Consider the following 17,436-nt stretch of genomic DNA (forward strand, 5'->3'; position numbering starts at 1 on the left):
GATTGCATCGCCACCCTCCTGTGAAGTCAGAAAGGTAGCACCCGAAACGAATTCAAATCGAAAAAAGAACAATTATGTCAAAGAGCTATAAGAATCAGTTGGTTACAGAAGTACATTCGAACTTTACCGGACAGTAGTGAAAATTTATTAAAAGTTTTGCTGCACAGCTGCCGAAGAGATAAGGACAGACTGGAAAACCGTTCAAGGAGACAATCGATGGGGCGCATCACTGCCGCAGTGCTGCTCATGGCAGCCATGCTCTCACCCGTCACGGTCCTGGCCCAGCGCCAGACGGAATGCCGCGAGCACCTTGCCTCGGCCCACACTGGCGGCCGGGCAGCGGTTGAGCACTCCCTCGACCGGGAAACAGCCGCCTTCCGGACCCTTGCGGAACGGGCACTGGCCCTCCGTGCGGAGACCATCATGGCGGGAAACACGGTCCGCGCCAAAGTGGACCAGCGCAAACCCCTCACCGGCGACGACATCGCCCTGCTCAACCAGGGGATCAACGAGCACCTGGCCCTGCGGGAAGAGATGCTGGCCGTGGCCGAGAGCCATGAGTGCTGGCTCGACGCCCCGGCCGCCGAGCTGGGGAGGGCGGGCATCACCGGAGAAGCCCGCTTCAGGGGGGTGATGGTCTCTCTCGCCTCGGCTTTGGTCCTCTACGACAACTACCTGCTGGCGGTCTCCCTCTTCGAGGGGGACGCCAAGCTGCGCCGCATCCTCAACGAAAAGGACCCCGGCTACGCCGTAACCCGTGCCGCACTCTCCAGGGTCACCCTCAACTACAACTCCATCACGAACCGACAGCGGGTCCGGCGGGCCATATCCTTCTTCGAAAGCGAAGCGGCGAAATACCCGGACCTCCTTCGCAATGACCGGGAAGCCGCCTATCTCTCCCTGCTCATCTCCCAGAGCCCGTCGTATACCATGGCCAAGAAGATATCCCCCCTCTACGTGATCGGCCGCAAGCTGGGCTTCCTGGGGGCCGCCACCACCGACACCCTCACGGGCCTGGAGCGGGAAGGGGTCAACCTTTTCAGCATGCTGTTCGGCAACACGGTGGGGCTGGTGGAGACCCGCAAGGGGAAGCTGGCCCGGCGGAGCGACGTGGCGACAAAGGTTTCGGCAACCCTCAGGGCCGGCGACATCCTCCTGGAGAAGACCCCCTTCCGGCTCACCGACAAGCTCATCCCCGGCTACTGGGGCCATGCGGCGGTCTGGATCGGCGGCGAGGCGGAGCTGAAGGAGCTGGGGATCTGGGACAATCCAGTGGTGGCCCGCCACCACGACGAGATCCGCGAGGGGCGGCTGGTGGTGGAGGCGCTCCGCTCCGGCGTGGAGATGAACACCCTGGAGCACTTTCTCAACGTGGACAGCCTCGGCATCCTGCGCAAGGCCGCCGCCGGCCGGGAAGAGCGGGGGCGGATCATCATCCAGGCCCTGCGCCAGGTGGGCAAGCCCTATGATTTCAACTTCGACGTGGAATCCAAGGAGCGGGTCTACTGCTCCAAGCTGGTCTACCTCTCCTACAGCGGCATCGACTGGCCCACCAGGAAATCCCTCGGCCGGGCCACCTTCAGCCCCGACGACGTGGCTGTCCGGGCATTCCGTGGGGGAGACCTGCAGCTGGTCAGCTTCTACCACGACGGCCGCCAGGTCAGCGACGAGCCCGTGGCGCTCATGGCGAAGCTGATGGGGGAGCGAAAGCAGGGGAAATGACACCATCGCGGCTGCGATCCGATACGAGGAAAGGGATACACCTGATCCTCAATGACTACCTCGCCGCAGTTCCAATCCACTCACACACCACAGCACGAAAGGAACCGAAATGTTATTGAATGTCGTCATGAACAACTGGGGGTATTTTGCCGCCCTGGTACCCATCGCCGTCCTCCTCTACGCCTCCGTCGTCATTGTCGGCGGCAACGAGATCGCCCTGATCGAGCGGCGCTGGTTCGGCAGCAAGATGCCCCAGGGGCGGGTGGTGGCGCTGGGGAACGAGGTGGGCATCCAGGCCCGCACCCTCGGCCCGGGGCTCCATTTCCTCATTCCCTTCATCTACAAGGCGACCAAAAGCGTCTTCACGGAAATTCTGGATAACGAGATCGGCCTGATCGAATCGGTGGACGGCAACGCCATTCCGGCCGGGCGGATCTTCGCCGAGGTGGTGGCCGGCCACAATTCCTTCCAGGACGGCGAGGCGTTCATCAGGAACGGCGGTCAGAAGGGGCCCCAGATCGAGGTGCTCCCTCCGGGAAAGTACCGGATCAACCCCTACCTGTTCAAACTGACCAAGGGAAGCGTCACCGAGATCAAGGACACGGAAATCGGCATCGTCGAATCGGTGGACGGCGCCGCCATCCCCGAGGGGAAAATCTTCGCCCGGGCCGTGGAGGGGCACGCCTCCTTCCAGAACGGCGAGGCGTTCATCAAGAACGGCGGCCAGAAGGGGCCGCAGATCGAGATCATTCCGCCGGGTAACTATCGAATCCACCCCGGCCTGTTCAAGGTAACCAAGAGTCTGGCAACCAAGATCAACGAAGGGGAGATCGGCATGGTGGAGTCGGCCGACGGTTCGGCCATCCCCGCCGGGCGCATCTTCGCCAACGTGGTGCCGGGGCACAACTCCTTCCAGGACGGTGAGACCTTCATCAAAAGCGGCGGCCAGAAGGGGCCCCAGATCGAGATCCTGCCGCCGGGGGTCTACCGGATACATCCCAATCTCTTCCGCATCACCAAGGCCTCGGCCGTGGTCATCGCCAAGGGTGAGGTGGGGATGGTCACCGCCCAGGACGGCGAGCCGATCCCCATGGGGCGGCTCCTGGCCCAGAGCGTGCCGGAGCACTCCAATTTCGAGAACGGCGAGGCGTTCCTGAAAAACGGCGGCCAGAAGGGACCCCAGATCGACGTGCTCCTCCCCGGCACCTACCGGATCAACCTGAACCTGTTCCAGATCCAGATCGCCCCGGCGGCGGTGGTCGAAGCCAACAAGATCGGCCTGGTCACCGCCCTGGACGGCATCCCGCTGCCGGAGCGGGAATACGTCGCTTCTCCCATCACCGGTCATAACGACTACCAGGACGGTTCCGCCTTCCTGACCAAAAGCGGGCAGCGGGGGCCCCAGCTCGATGTCCTTCGCCCCGGTACCTACTACATCAACCCGCTCATGTTCAGCGTGGCCATCGACGACGTGGCCGTGGTGGAGCGGGGCCAGGTGGGGGTCATCGTCTCCAACGTGGGCGACGACCCGACGGAGGAAATGAAGAAGCGGCTCGGCTCATCTCAGACCGGCGCATCAATCGAGGAAGGGAAAGAGAAGTACGTGGTCCCCAAGGGGTTCCGCGGCATCCAGGAGGAGGTGGCCGGACCGGGCCGCTACTACCTGAACCGCCGGGCCTTCATGTGCTACATCATCGACACCACCAACATCACCATCGACTGGGACGACCAAGTGGATACCCGTTTCGACCAGCTCACCGTCATCTCCAAGGACGGCTTCCCGATCCAGGTGGCGGTCAAGGTGGTCATCCGCGTGCGGCCCGACCAGGCCCCCTACATGGTGGCCAAGGTGGGCTCCATCGACAACCTGATCCAGCACGTCATCCACCCGATGATCGACTCCTCCTTCCGCAACCAAGCCTCCACCGCCTCGGCCATGAATTTCCTCCAGAGCCGCTCCGAAGAGCAGGCCAAGGCGGAAAGCCGCGCCCGTATCGACCTGGAGCGCTACCACGTGGAGTGCGTCTCCGTCCTCATCTGCCAGATCAAGCTCCCCGAAGACTTGATGGAGACCCAGACCAAACGGATCATCGCCGAGCAGCAGCAGGAGATGTACAAGATGGAGCAGCGCTCCCAGGCCGAGCGGACCGAGATGGAGAAGATGCGGGCCACCGCCGACCAGCAGCCGACCCTGGTGGCATCGGAGATCGCCGTGAAAGTGGCCACCCAGAAGAAGGCCGAGATGATCACCCTAGCCGAGGGGACCGCGGAATCCAAGGCCCTGGAGGGAACCGGCGAAGGGAAGCGGCTCAAGGCCATCGGCGACGGCGAGGCCTCCAAGATCGCCGCCATCGGCGACGCCACCGCCCAGGCCTACTCGAAGCAGAAAGAGGCCATCGGCGAGGACGCCATCAAGCAGATCAAGATTGTCGAGCTGATCTCCGCCGCCATCGAAAACGGCCAGATCAAGATCGTCCCCGATGTGCTCGTCTCCGGCGGCGGCACGGCTGGCGACGGGCTGATGGGGCAGTTGACCCGGCTGCTGCCGGGGGTGGATCTGAATGCGCTGGTGGCGAAGGGGGGCGGGGTTAAAGGGGCGTAGGCGGGAAAGGCCCTCTCGGGAGAAATGTTCCAATAGGGTGGATCACCGGTTCACGCGGGTGTGCGCGTGAATCGGTCGATGACGAGTTGTACAGGAGATGAATATGCCACATGATTTTGATGGTAAAAAGTATGAAAAGGCATCTGCTCATCAAAAGGAATGGGGTTCCACCATTATCGCGGAATTATGTTTAACTGGGAATGAGCGGGTATTGGATCTTGGATGTGGTGATGGAGTACTTACGTCTCAGATTGCAGATCTCTTACCTTGCGGAGAAGTAGTCGGAATTGACGCTTCTCAAGGTATGATTGATGTTGCTTGCGAGAAAAAGCGTAGAAACTTGAATTTTCTTTTAAAAGACATTGAAGACATGGATTTTGTAGAGGAATTTGATCTGATCTTTTCAAATGCTGCGCTGCACTGGATCAAAGACCACGAGAAATTATTACGAAATGTCAAGCGCGCGTTACGCGAAGGCGGAAAAATTCGGTTTAACTTTGCCGGTGATGGCAATTGTTCCCATTTTTTTAGAGTTGTCCGTGAGAGCATGAAAAAGAGTACATTTCAAGAATACTTCCAAAATTTCGAATGGCCTTGGTACATGCCCTCAGTAATGGAATATACGTCAACTGTTGGGCGTATCGGACTCAAGAACATCCGAGTACGGGGTGAGAACGCAGACCGATACTTTCCGGACACGCAAGCAATGGTTAACTGGGTCGATCAGCCAAGCCTTGTGCCATTTTTAGCCATGATTGCAGATGCCGATAAAGAGGAGTTCCGGGATATTGTCATAAGCAGAATGATAGAAGAAACAATGCAAGAAGATGGCAGGTGTTTCGAGATATTCCGTCGTATTGATGTGATTGCAGAGAAGTGAATGCCCGACCATCGGCACGACCGGCTCTTGAAACCGACCGGTCAGCCCCCGCCCTGTTAGGCGAGGGTCAAAAGAAGAAAGCGTCGATATCCATCATGCCGTGCAAAACTCTGATAATCTCAATGCCGCCGCTGATCGGCATATAAAAAATCAGATACTTGCCGACCGGAAAACTTTGCAAACCCGGGTAGAGGTCATCCCGGTCTCTACCCATATTCTTGAACCGACCAAGTTTACGGCTTGTTTCCTCAATTTCGTCGAGGAGTTTATCTGCACTGGCTGGGCTATCCTGGGCTATATACCACCAGATTTCGTCGAGGTCTCTTTCAGCCTCGGGGCGCAGGAGGATTTTCACCATCAGCCGTTCGCCTTGTTTGCTTGCGCATCAAGCCGTTTACGGCCCCGAGCCTTAATAGCCCCAACGTCTAAAGGGGTAGGTTCGCCACTGTCCAGGCCCTTCTTGATCTCGGCCCTTAATTCTTCGACACGCAGAGCGTGTCTCCGATCGCGCTCTTCAAGAAGACGCAAGGCTTCGCGCATAACTTCACTAGCGGAACCGTAAAGTCCGCTATCAACCTTGTTTTTCACTAGTTTTTCAAGTTGGGGGGTAAGAGAAACGTTCATTTTGGGCCTCCTCGTTCGACCTCAAGCATAGCATAGAATAACAAACTTTGTTATCAAGAATTGGCAAGAAAGGAAGGGCATAACAGGTTACGACCCGCCCTATAAACCCGGCGGCTCAGCCGCCACACCGTTAACGACAGGACGTGCGATTGCATTTCCGAGGTACATTGTAATGATTCGACATCTGCGGCTTATCATCCTATCCACCCTGCTCATCCTCACCGCCGTTCCCGGCCTGCGCCCCCTGTCGGCCGCCGAAACCTCCCCGGCCACGCTCCCCCTGTCCCGGAGCATCCAGCCCCTCCTGGCCGCCCACCCGGGCAAGACGGGGCTGTATGTCCTGGAAAAGGGGGAGGAGTCACTCCTGGCCCGGGCATGGCTCGCCGACCACGCTACGAAAACCATCGATGTTCAGTATTTCATCTGGAGCAGCGACAACGTCGGCATCCTGGCTTCGGAGGCGCTGCTTAGGGCTGCGGAGCGGGGGGTGCGGGTCCGGGTACTGGTGGATGACCTCCTCATCGACGCGCCGCCGGAATCGCTCCTGGCCTTGGCCCGTCACCCCAACGTCGGCATCCGGATCTACAACCCGAAGATGACCGTGGGGACCTCGAAGGTGAAGCGGCTCGCCAACGTGGTGACTGGCTTCCGGGCCGTTAACCAGCGGATGCACGACAAGACCGCCCTGTTTGACGGGATGGTGGGGATCACCGGCGGCCGCAATATGGCCGACGAGTACTACGACTATGACCAGGAATACACCTTCCGGGACCGGGACATCCTGATGATGGGGCCGGCGGTGGCCGAGGCAGAGGCCAGTTTCGCCCGGTTCTGGGAGAGCCCCCTGGCGGTGCCGGTGGAGAAGCTGCTGAAGAAACCCCTGAAGGCGATGACCCCGGAGCGGACCGGCCAGGTCTATGCGGGCCTCCACGCCTATGCCGGGAAGCCGGAGAACTTCGCCCCGGAGGTCCGCCAGGCGCTCCAGGACCTCCCCCGAAGGTTCGACGAGCTGCTGCGGGAGATGGTCTGGGAGGAGGCCCGCTTTATCTCCGACGTCCCGGGGAAAAACAGCGGCCGGGATGGTCTGAAGGGGGGCGGCCGGAGCACGGCGGCCCTGTTGGACGCGGTGCGCAAGGCCAAGCGGCGGGTCACGATCCAGTCCCCCTACCTGGTCCTGCCGGAGGGGGGTCTGGAGCTGTTCCGGGGACTCATCAAGCGCGGAGTGGAGGTGCGGATCGTCACCAACTCCCTGGCCGCCACCGACAATCTCCAGGCCTTCAGCGGCTACCGCAAACAGCGCGGCAGGCTCCTGAAGGCGGGGATCGCCATCCGGGAGTTCCGCCCCGACCCGGCCGTGCGGAAGGAGCTGATCGAGCGCTATCCGAAGCTTAAGGAGAAGCCACCCACCTTCGCCCTCCACGCCAAGACCCTGGTGATCGACGGCGAGACCCTTTATGTGGGCACCTTCAACCTGGATCCCCGCTCCGCCAACCTGAACACCGAGGTGGGGGTGTTGGTCCGCAGCCCCTCCCTTGCCCGCCGGGTGGAGGAGCGGATCGAGCGGGATATGTTCCCCGAGAATAGCTGGAACCCGGCCACGGGCAACCCGGACCGGTACGCCTCGGCGGCCAAGCGGAACCAGCTCCGCCTCTGGAAGTCGCTGCCGCTGGAGCCGATTCTCTAGCCTTTCGGGGTCGGTCGTGACGGCCGGCCTCCCCCTCCCCCCTCTGCCTTGTCATTTCCCCCCGTTCGTGCTACAAAATACCGTTCATTTCACCAGTTGCACCCCACGGAGACCACCCCATGAAGATAACCAAAGCCGAAGTCGATGCCGTCGCCCTCCTGGCCCGCCTTGAGCTGACCACGGAGGAGACGGAAACTTTCACCGGCCAGATGGACGCCATCCTCGCCTACGTGGAAAAGCTGAACGAGCTGGACACAAACGGCATCATCCCCACTTCCCACGCGGTGCCGGTGGAAAACGCCTTCCGCGCCGACGCGGTGCGCCCCTCCATCGGCGTGGAGAACGCCCTGGCCAACGCCCCGGACCGAGTGGACGGGTTCTTCCGGGTGCCGAAGGTTATTGAATAATCGCGTAGGGGCGCGGTTTCCGCGCCCAGGGCGGGGAGACCCCGCCCCTACATTGACTTTTCATCGGAGATCGCATGGAACTCTTTGATCTGACCATACACGAACTGCACGACCGGCTGAAAAAGAAGGAGGTCTCCTCCGTGGAGGCGACGAAGGTGATGCTCGCCCGGATCGAGGCGGTGGACCCCAAGGTGAACGCCTACATCACGGTCACACCCGAAGAGGCCCTGGTGGCGGCTGAAGCCGCGGACCGGCGGATCGCCGCCGGCGACATCAGCCCCCTCACCGGCATCCCCATCGCCCTCAAGGACATCTTCGTCACCAGGGGTGTCCGCACCACCTGCGCCTCGAAGATCCTCGGGAACTTCGTCCCCCCCTACGACGGAACCGCCGTGGCGAAGCTGAAGGAGGCCGGCGCAGTCATCGTGGGGAAGCTGAACCAGGACGAGTTCGCCATGGGCTCCTCCGGCGAGTCGAGCGCCTTCGGCCCCACCTGCAACCCCTGGAACCTGGAGTGCATCCCCGGCGGCTCATCCAGCGGCTCGGCGGCGGCCATCGCGGCCCGCACCGCCACCGCGACGCTGGGGACCGACACCGGCGGCTCCATCCGCCAGCCCGCCTCCCACTGCGGTTGCGTGGGGCTGCGTCCCACCTACGGCCGGGTCTCCCGCTACGGGGTCATCGCCTACGCCTCGTCCCTGGACCAGGTGGGCCCCCTGACCCGGGACGTGACCGACTGCGCCCTGATGCTCGGCGCCGTGGCGGGCCACGACCCGATGGACTCCACCAGCATCGACCTTCCGGTCCCCGACTACACCAAGGCCCTCACCGGCGAGGTGAAGGGGCTGAAGCTCGGGCTCCCGAAGGAATACTACATCGCGGGGCTCGACCCGGACGTGAAGCAGGCCCTGGACGAGGCCATCGAAACCTACCGGGGGCTCGGCGCCGAGTTCGTGGACATCTCCCTCCCCCACACCGACTACGCCGTGGCCACCTACTACCTCATCGCCACCGCCGAGGCGAGCTCCAACCTGGCCCGCTACGAAGGGGTCCGCTTCGGCCACCGGGCCGAAGGGGCGGCGAACCTCATCGACATGTTCCGCAAGACCCGCGCCGAGGGGTTTGGCGCCGAGGTGAAGCGCCGCATCATGATCGGCACCTACGCCCTCTCGTCCGGCTACTACGACGCTTACTACCTCAAGGCCCAGAAGGTCCGCACCCTCATCATGCAGGACTTCCTCAAGGCCTTCGAGAAGGTCGACGCCATCCTCACCCCGGTGGCCCCGACCCCGGCCTTCAAAATCGGCGAGAAGACGAGCGATCCGCTCCAGATGTACCTGTCGGACATCTTCACCATCCCGGTGAACCTGGCCGGCACCTGCGGCATCTCCGTCCCCGCCGGGATAAGCGGCGCCGGACTCCCCATCGGTCTCCAGCTCATCGGCCGCCCCTTCGGGGAAGAAACAATCCTGCGCGCCGCCCACGCCTTCGAGCAGGCCACGGCGTGGCACCAGCGCAAAGCCCAACTCTAACTCTTCGGAGATTTCCATGAACTACCAGCCCGTCATTGGCCTTGAAGTCCACGTCCAGCTGAAGACCGACACCAAGATCTTCTGCGGCTGCTCCACCCAGTTCGGCGCCAGCCCCAACTCCCAGACCTGCCCGGTCTGCCTCGGGATGCCCGGCGCCCTCCCCGTCCTCAACAAGAAGGTGGTGGAGTTCGCCATCCGGGCAGGGCTTGCCACCAACTGCCGGATCGCCCCGCGGTCGGTCTTCGCCCGGAAGAACTACTTCTACCCGGACCTCCCCAAGGGGTACCAGATCAGCCAGTTCGAGCTACCCATCTGCCAGAACGGGCATCTCGATATCGAGGTGGAGGGTGAAACGAAAAGGATCGGCATCACCCGCATCCATATGGAGGAGGACGCCGGCAAGCTCGTCCACAGCGACATCCCCGGCCTGGGGAGCGGCTCCGGCGTGGACCTGAACCGGGCCTGCACGCCGCTTTTGGAGATCGTCTCGGAGCCCGACATCCGCAGCGCCGACGAGGTGGTGTCCTACCTCAAGAAGCTCCACCAGATCGTGGTCTACCTGGGGATCTGCGACGGGAACATGGAGGAGGGGAGCTTCCGCTGCGACGCCAACGTGTCGGTGATGCCGGTGGGCTCCACGACCTTCGGGACCCGCACCGAGACCAAGAACGTCAACTCCTTCAAGTTCGTGAAGCAGGCCATCGAGTACGAGATCGAGCGCCAGATCGAGCTGATCGAGGAGGGGGGGAAGGTGGTCCAGGAGACCCGCCTCTTCAACCCGGACAGCGGCGAAACCCGCTCCATGCGCGGCAAGGAGGAGGCCCACGACTACCGCTACTTCCCCGACCCCGATCTGGTGCCGCTCGTTATCTCCAACGACTGGGTCGAAGATGCGCGCCTCTCGCTCCCCGAACTCTCCGAGGCACGGCGGAGCCGCTACCGCTCCGAACTGGGGCTCTCCGACTACGACGCCGAGGTCCTGACCGCCACCCGGGAGATGGCCGAGTACTTCGAGGCCTGCCTCGCCGCCGGCGCCCCGGCCAAGGGAGCCGCCAACTGGGTGATGGGTGAGGTGACCAGGGCACTCAACGAGGCAGGGAAGGGGATCGGGGAATGCCCGGTCACGCCGGAGCGCCTCACGGCGCTTCTGCAGCTCATGGAGAAGGGGACCATCTCCGGCAAGATCGCCAAGACCGTCTTCGACGAGATGTGGTCCAGCGACAAGACCCCGGAGGCCATCGTGGAGGAGAAGGGGCTCGTCCAGGTCTCCGACACCGGCGAAATCGAGACAATCATCGATGAGGTCATGGCCGCCAACATGGGGCAGGTGGAGGAGTTCCGGGGCGGCAAGGAGAAGGTCTTCGGCTTCTTCGTCGGCCAGGTGATGCGGGCCTCCAAGGGGAAGGCGAACCCGGCGGTGGTGAACGAGTTGCTGATGAAGAAACTCAAGGGAGAGTAGCCATGTCCTTCAGGACCATAGAATGGCGCGACGACAAGGTGGTGATGATCGACCAGACCCGGCTTCCGGGCGAGGAGGTCTACTGCGAGTACGCCGACTACAAGAGCGTGGCCGAGGCGATCCGGGGGATGATCATCCGGGGGGCGCCGGCCATCGGGGTGGCGGCGGCCATGGGGGTCGCCCTGGGCGCCCGGGAGATCATGGCCGACACCCATGAGTCGTTCCTGCGGCAGCTGGACAACGTCTGCGACACCCTGGCCCGCACCCGCCCCACGGCGGTGAACCTCTTCTGGGCCATCGAGCGGATGAAGCGGGTGGCCGGGGAGAACCGCGACAAGACCCTGGACGAGGTGCGCGAGATCCTGAAGACCGAGGCTATCCGGATCGAGGAAGAAGATCTGGAACTCTGCAAGGCCATCGGCCGCCACGGGGCGGCGCTGATCCCCGAGGGGGCCACGATCCTCACCCACTGCAACGCCGGCGGGCTGGCCACGGCCGGCTACGGCACGGCCCTCGGCGTCATCCGCGCAGCCCACGAGGCAGGGAAGAAGATCCAGGTATTCGCCGACGAGACCCGTCCCTGGCTCCAGGGGGCGCGGCTCACGGCCTGGGAGCTCATGAAGGACGACATCCCCGTGACCCTCATCGCCGACAACATGGCCGGCTTTTTCATGAAGCGTGGGGAGATAACCTGCTGCGTGGTGGGAGCCGACCGGATCGCCGCCAACGGCGACACGGCCAACAAGATCGGCACTTACAGCGTGGCGGTTCTGGCCAAGGAGAACAATATTCCCTTCTACGTGGCGGCGCCCACCTCCACCTTTGATCTGACTCTGGCCGACGGCGACCAGATTCCCATCGAGGAGCGCCACTCCCGGGAGGTGACCCACCTCCAGGGGCTCCCCGTGGCCCCCGAGGGGATTGCGGTCCGCAATCCGGCCTTCGACGTGACGCCCGCCCGCTACATCACCGGCATCATCACCGAGAAAGGGGTGGTCACCGGCGATTACCTGGCGAAGCTCAGGACCCTCGTGACACCATGAACCGTACCGACTCCTTCGCCCGACGCCTGGAGGAGGCCCTCGCCACCTCCCCCGATTTCGACAACGACCAGACCCTCGTGGCGCTCCTGGAAGAGCAGGGGTTCGTCTACGCGGCCCGTTCGGCCACGAACCTCCGCCTCCTCCAACAGGTTTTTCCCGACGACCTCATCCGCGACATAGCCGTCGCCTCCCTCGCCACCCCCCTGCCGGACATGGCCCTGAACGGCCTGGAACGGGTGAGCGGCGTGGCGACCCAGGACGAACTCCTCGCCGTCTGCGCCCGGCGGGACGGGCTTGCGAGGCTCCTCACCATCTGCGGCTCGTCCCCCTTTCTCGTCAACATCCTCTCCCGGGACCCCTCGTACTTCCACCAGCTCTTCGTGGCCAAGGGGATCGACACCCGCCGGAGCGAGACCGAGATGCTGTCCCAGCTCCGCTCCCAGGTGACGAAGGAGACCGACTACACCTCCCTTTTCCCGCTCCTGCGCCGCTTCAAGTTCATGGAGATCCTCAGGATCGCCGCCCGGGACCTGACCGGGGTCGCGCCCCTGGAGGAAGTCACCGGAGAGCTCTCGGCCCTGGCCGCCGCATCTCTCCAGGTGGCCCACGATGTGGCGCGGCGAAAGCTCGTGGCGGAGCACGGTGCCCCCCTCATGGAGACCCCCGACGGCCCCCGGGAGGCGGAACTCACCATCATGGGGATGGGGAAGTTCGGGGGCCGGGAGCTGAACTTTTCCTCGGACATCGACCTCATCTACTTCTACTCCTCGGACCAAGGGGAAACGGCCGGGATTCCCGACGGCCAGGGGGGGGTGAAGGGGGAGATTTCCCTCCACGCCTTCTTTGTGAAGCTGGGCGAGATGATCAGCAAGGCGGTTTCCCAGGTGACGGCCGACGGCTTCGTCTTCCGGGTGGACCTGGGGCTTCGCCCCGAGGGTAAGAGCGGTGACATGGCCTGTTCGTTCCGCTCGGCTGCCACCTATTATGAGTACTGGGGCCAGTCGTGGGAACGGGCCGCCATGCTCAAGGCCCGCCCCGTGGCCGGCTCCATCGAGTTGGGGAACCAGCTCCTGGCGGCCATCGAGCCCTTCGTCTACCGCAAGTACCTCGATTACAATCTGATCGAGGACATGATGGCCATGAAAAAGAAGATCGATGCGTCCCTGGCCCGGCAGCAGGAGGGGGATCTGAACATCAAGCTGGGCCGGGGCGGCATCCGGGAGATCGAATTCTTCATCCAGGCCCTTCAGCTCGTCTATGCCGGCAAAAACCCGGCGCTGCGGGAGCGGAACTCCCTCAAGGCCCTGGAGACGCTGCGGGACGGCCGCATCATCGCCGAGGAAGACGCCGCGGCCCTGGCCGACGCCTACCGGTTTCTCCGCACCGTGGAGCACCGGATCCAGGTGGTCCAGGAGCGCCAGACCCACTCCCTCCCCAAGAAGGACGACGAAATGCTGGCCCTTGCCCGCCGCAGCGGCTACCTGCGCAAAGACGGCCTGGAGAAGTTCCGGGAGGTTCTGGAGGGGCACCGGAGCTCCGTGGCCGCCATCTACGGCGGGCTTTTTCTCTCCCGGGACGAAAAGCTCAAGGAGGAGGTGCGGCCGGAGATCTACGTCTTCTTCGACCACAGCGCCGATCCCGACCTCATCAAGGACATGCTGGCCGAGCGGCGCTTCGAAAACGTTGACGCCGCCTATGCGAACCTGCTCCTCCTGCGGGACGGCCCCCCCCGGGCCCACCTCACCGAGCGGTCCCGGCGCCTGCTGGAGCAGATCTCGCCGCTCCTTCTCCAGGAGATTTTCGCCTCCCCCGACCCGGACATGGCCCTCAACAACCTGGAGCGCTTCCTCTGTGCCGTCGGCTCCCGCTCCTCCTTCTATGCACTCCTGGCTGAGAACCGCGAGATACTGAAACTCCTTGTCACCCTCTTCGCCACCTCGGAACTCCTGTCGAAGATCTTCATCGGTCATCCGGAACTGCTGGACAGCCTCGTCTCCCGCTCCTCCGCCTCCTACATGAAGGATCGGGAGACCATGGAGGCGGAGCTGGAAGGGATGCTCGCCGCCGCAGCCGACTACGAGGAACGCCTCGACATCCTGCGCCGCTACCGCAACGAAGAATTCCTCCGGATCGGTCTGAACGACATCTACGGCAAGCTGGGACAATCGGAGCTCACCTATCAGCTCACGGGGATCGCCGAGGTCTGCCTCAGCGCCGCCTGCCGCATGGCCAAGAAGGAGCTGGCCCGCTTCGGTCGGCCCATGTACCGGGACACCGACGGCGACCTGCGCCAGGCCCACTTCGCCATGGTAGCCATGGGAAAGATGGGGGGAAACGAGCTCAACTACCATTCGGACCTGGACATCATCTACATCTACGACCAGCAGGGGGAGACCCACGACGGCGACAAGCAGATTTCAAACCGGGAGTACTTCGCCAAGCTGGGGCAGAAAATCATCTCCATCCTCACCACAGCCACCCGCGAGGGGTACGTCTACAAGATCGACACGCGGCTCCGTCCTTCGGGGAACGCCGGCCCCCTGGTCACCTCCCTGGAGTCGTTCCGGACCTACCACCAGGAGGAGGCCCAGATATGGGAACGCCAGGCCCTCACCAAGGCCCGGGTGGTCTTTGGCGACGAACGGCTGCGGCGCCAGATCGAGGAGGTGTTGCGGGGGACGGTCTACGGCTCCGGCGCCGACGAGACGGTACGCCGGGAGATCCACCGGCTGCGGACCCGCATGGAGGTGGAGCTGGCCAAGGAAAAGGAAGGGAGCTACAACATAAAGACCGGCCGGGGTGGGATCGTCGACATCGAGTTCATGGTTCAGTACCTCCAGCTCCGCCACGGCGTGAACCTCCCCGAGATCAGGAGCACCAACACGCTTCTGGCCCTGAAGGCGATGCGGCTCTGCGGTGTGCTGACCGAGGTGGAGTCCGCAACGCTCCAGTCGGGCTACAAGTTTCTCCGCCGGCTGGAAAACCGGCTCCGGCTCATTCACGATTACTCAATCAACGACCTGGGGGGACCCCGGGAATACCTTGACAAGCTGGCCCGGCGGCTGGGTTACGATCCGAAGCTGCGACATCCGGGAGATCTCCTCATGCGGGAGTACGAGGAGACGACCGAGGCGATCAGGGGGATATACGAGCGGATCCTCGGGGGAGAAAACCCCGGGAGAGAACCCTGATGCTCGACGCGTACCTGCTGGAGATCTTCGACCTCCTCCACGCCACCTACGGCCCCCGCCACTGGTGGCCCGCCGAAACCCCCTTCGAGGTCTGCGTGGGCGCAATCCTGACCCAGAACACCAACTGGGGAAATGTGGAAAAGGCCATCGGCAATCTTAAGGGGTCGGGAATCCTCTCTCCCGAAGCCCTGCGCGACGTGCCGGCAGACCGCCTTGCGGAGACCATCCGGCCAGCGGGGTACTTCAACGTGAAGAGCGTCAGGCTCAAGGATTTCGTCGGCTATCTGTGGGAGCGGCACGGCGGGAGTCTGGAGCGGATGTTCGCGGGGGAGTGGCGAGAACTGCGGGAAGAACTGCTACGGGTGCGGGGGATCGGCCCGGAGACCGCTGATTCGATCCTCCTCTACGCGGGGGATAAACCGACCTTCGTGGTGGACGCCTACACAAGGCGCCTCTTCGCGGCCCTGGGGGTGGTGGACCGGGAAACCGGCTACGAGGAGGTACGCTCCCTCTTCATGTCCAACCTGCCGTCGGATGTGCGGCTCTTCAACGAATACCACGCCCTCATCGTGGAGCACGGCAAGCACCACTGCCGCAAGCGCCCCCGCTGCGCCGGCTGCGGGCTCCACCTCTTCTGCCGCGCCAACGCCGCGGAACGGCCGGCATAATTCCGGTCAGTCGGTAACCATCACCTGGGCGCCTGAAGGCGTCGATCTTTCAGCATTCGCCCCCGCCATGAGCTCCACGCGGTTCCGTCCCCCCTGTTTGGCCCGGTAAAGGGCCTCGTCGGCCTGCCTGAAAAGGGAGTCGATACTCTCCACCCGGGACGATGGGTAGGTCGCCACGCCGAGGCTTATGGTAAGCACCAACCCCTGGAGGCTCCCGTCGAAGACATGCTCCTGAACCTCCAACCGCAACCGCTCCGCTATGGACAAGGCTTCATGGATGGGAGTCTCCGGCAACAGCAGCACGAACTCTTCCCCCCCATAGCGTGCCGCAAGGTCGTAGCTTCGGAGTCGCCTCGTAACGATCTCGGCCAGGATGGTGAGAACCCGGTCCCCCTCCTGGTGTCCGTAGGTGTCGTTTATCTTCTTGAAGTAGTCGATATCGAGGATGACGAGGGAGAGGTGCGCTCCCTTGCGTAATGCCCGCTGGAACTCCCTCTCCACCATCTCCATGAGGTGGCGGCGGTTGTGGAGGTGGGTGAGGGGATCGGTGATGGAGAGGGTGCGCAGCATCTCGTTGGAGCGCTTCAGCTCGTCCTGGAGCGATTTCATCTTGAGCTGGACCCGCACCCGGGCCACCAGCTCACCGGCGTCGAAGGGTTTGGTCACATAGTCCGAGGCCCCCTGCTCCAGGCCCCGGATCTTCGTATCCCGGTCCTCGCGCCCCGTCAGGATGATAACCGGCAGGTCCTGGAACTCCTCCCGTGCCCGCATCATGGCAAGGAAGCGGAACCCGTCCATCCGCGGCATCTCCAGGTCGCAGAGGACCAGGTCCACCCGGTTGTTGAGGAGGGTCTTGAACCCTTCGAGCCCGTCGCGGGCTTCCAGGTAGGAATCGAAAAGGGACACCTCCTGCAGGGTCCGGAAGATCTCCCCCCTCAAGGTGTCCGAATCGTCGATGACCAGGACTGTCGTCGTCATGTCTGCCCTATGATCGTCGCGCTCTGGGCGCGGTTCCCGCCGTTAGGGCCGGGGAAAAGCCAGGTCCAGGAACTGTTTGAGGATGGCCGCTGTCAGCCCCCAAATCTCGTCCCCTTCATACGTGAAAAAATAGACCGGGTGGGTACGTCCCTTCCAACTCCAGTCCTCGACCCGAAAGATCTCGGGCCGGAGAAGGTGCGCTAACGGCACCACAATGATCCGCTCGATCTCGTCGGGGTTCACCTGCAAAGGGTAGCGGGGAGGAAAGACCCCCACCACCGGCGTCACCAGGTAGTTGTGGATCGAGTAGAAATCGTCCAGCTCCCCCAGCACGTCCACATCGTCCGGCCGTATCCCAACCTCTTCCCAGGTCTCCCGCAGGGCCGCCTCGCGGGGGCTCCCATCCTCGGGGTGGCACACCCCGCCGGGGAAGGAAATCTCTCCCCGGTGATGGTTCAGGTGCTCCGTCCTCTTGGTGAAGAGCACGTGGTACTCTCCCCCCTCCAGAAAGAAGGGGACGAGGACCGCGGCCGGAACCGGTCCCGGCTCCATGGGCACCCGCACCCGGCTTGCCAGGACGGTCCGGATCCGCGCCGGGAGATCTCTCTGATCGCGAACAACCGGCTCATTCATTCTATAACACTTT

General features: G+C 63.1%; 14 protein-coding genes. 10 read left to right on the plus strand and 4 right to left on the minus strand.

Annotated features, from left to right (window positions below; all coding sequences use genetic code 11):
* Positions 1-216: 216 nt before the first annotated feature.
* From RCH91_RS14380 to RCH91_RS14390, 3 genes are all read left to right on the plus strand, one after another.
* Complete coding sequence (locus RCH91_RS14380) at positions 217-1,722, plus strand: YiiX/YebB-like N1pC/P60 family cysteine hydrolase (RefSeq protein ID WP_306535661.1); 1,506 nt, start codon at positions 217-219, stop codon at positions 1,720-1,722.
* 109 nt (positions 1,723-1,831) lie between these two features.
* Entirely contained in the window at positions 1,832-4,324 is a 2,493-nt protein-coding gene (locus RCH91_RS14385) for an SPFH domain-containing protein (RefSeq protein ID WP_306535662.1), read from the plus strand.
* A 103-nt stretch (positions 4,325-4,427) separates the two neighbouring features.
* Positions 4,428-5,204, plus strand: coding sequence for a class I SAM-dependent methyltransferase (locus RCH91_RS14390; protein WP_306535663.1), 777 nt, complete (start codon positions 4,428-4,430; stop codon positions 5,202-5,204).
* Between the two features lie 67 nt (positions 5,205-5,271).
* Here RCH91_RS14390 and RCH91_RS14395 read toward each other — a convergent pair whose 3' ends face one another.
* Together RCH91_RS14395 and RCH91_RS14400 are read right to left on the minus strand one after the other, a co-directional pair.
* The gene (locus RCH91_RS14395) at positions 5,272-5,562 is read right to left on the minus strand and encodes a type II toxin-antitoxin system RelE/ParE family toxin (RefSeq protein WP_306535664.1); all 291 of its coding nucleotides are present in this window, start codon (positions 5,560-5,562) and stop codon (positions 5,272-5,274) included.
* Positions 5,562-5,828: a type II toxin-antitoxin system ParD family antitoxin gene (locus RCH91_RS14400; RefSeq protein ID WP_306535665.1), complete on the minus strand. Its 267-nt coding sequence runs from the start codon at positions 5,826-5,828 to the stop codon at positions 5,562-5,564. The genes RCH91_RS14395 and RCH91_RS14400 overlap by 1 nt, the downstream gene beginning before the upstream one ends.
* Positions 5,829-6,000: 172 nt before the next feature.
* On the opposite strand from RCH91_RS14400, the gene RCH91_RS14405 reads away from it, so the two are divergent.
* The 7 genes from RCH91_RS14405 (at position 6,001) to RCH91_RS14435 (ending at position 15,812) form a co-directional block, all read left to right on the plus strand.
* On the plus strand, positions 6,001-7,512 hold the full coding sequence (locus RCH91_RS14405; RefSeq protein ID WP_306535666.1) for a phosphatidylserine/phosphatidylglycerophosphate/cardiolipin synthase family protein: 1,512 nt from the start codon (positions 6,001-6,003) through the stop codon (positions 7,510-7,512).
* Between the two features lie 119 nt (positions 7,513-7,631).
* Positions 7,632-7,919, plus strand: a complete 288-nt coding sequence (gatC, locus tag RCH91_RS14410; RefSeq protein WP_306535667.1) for an Asp-tRNA(Asn)/Glu-tRNA(Gln) amidotransferase subunit GatC — start codon at positions 7,632-7,634, stop codon at positions 7,917-7,919.
* Positions 7,920-7,993: 74 nt separating this feature from the next.
* Positions 7,994-9,451 carry an Asp-tRNA(Asn)/Glu-tRNA(Gln) amidotransferase subunit GatA gene (gene gatA, locus RCH91_RS14415; protein WP_306535668.1) on the plus strand — a complete coding sequence of 486 codons (1,458 nt, stop codon included), beginning with the start codon at positions 7,994-7,996 and terminating at the stop codon, positions 9,449-9,451.
* 16 nt (positions 9,452-9,467) lie between these two features.
* Positions 9,468-10,910, plus strand: a complete 1,443-nt coding sequence (gatB, locus tag RCH91_RS14420; protein WP_306535669.1) for an Asp-tRNA(Asn)/Glu-tRNA(Gln) amidotransferase subunit GatB — start codon at positions 9,468-9,470, stop codon at positions 10,908-10,910.
* A gap of 2 nt (positions 10,911-10,912) precedes the next feature.
* A complete protein-coding gene (gene mtnA, locus RCH91_RS14425) occupies positions 10,913-11,953 on the plus strand; it encodes an S-methyl-5-thioribose-1-phosphate isomerase (RefSeq protein WP_306535670.1) in 1,041 nt (346 codons plus the stop codon).
* Positions 11,950-15,144, plus strand: coding sequence for a bifunctional [glutamate--ammonia ligase]-adenylyl-L-tyrosine phosphorylase/[glutamate--ammonia-ligase] adenylyltransferase (gene glnE / locus RCH91_RS14430; protein ID WP_306535671.1), 3,195 nt, complete (start codon positions 11,950-11,952; stop codon positions 15,142-15,144). Before mtnA ends, glnE begins: the two co-directional genes overlap by 4 nt.
* The gene (locus RCH91_RS14435; protein WP_306535672.1) at positions 15,144-15,812 is read left to right on the plus strand and encodes an endonuclease III domain-containing protein; all 669 of its coding nucleotides are present in this window, start codon (positions 15,144-15,146) and stop codon (positions 15,810-15,812) included. The genes glnE and RCH91_RS14435 overlap by 1 nt, the downstream gene beginning before the upstream one ends.
* A gap of 6 nt (positions 15,813-15,818) precedes the next feature.
* On the opposite strand, the gene RCH91_RS14440 is transcribed toward RCH91_RS14435, so the two are convergent.
* The gene (locus tag RCH91_RS14440; RefSeq protein ID WP_306535673.1) at positions 15,819-16,790 is read right to left on the minus strand and encodes a diguanylate cyclase; all 972 of its coding nucleotides are present in this window, start codon (positions 16,788-16,790) and stop codon (positions 15,819-15,821) included.
* Positions 16,791-16,832: 42 nt separating this feature from the next.
* A complete protein-coding gene (locus RCH91_RS14445; RefSeq protein WP_306535674.1) occupies positions 16,833-17,423 on the minus strand; it encodes a CoA pyrophosphatase in 591 nt (196 codons plus the stop codon).
* Positions 17,424-17,436: the final 13 nt, after the last annotated feature.

Origin of the sequence: Geobacter sp., from assembly GCF_030834625.1 — a bacterium.
Classification (GTDB): domain Bacteria; phylum Desulfobacterota; class Desulfuromonadia; order Geobacterales; family Geobacteraceae; genus Geobacter.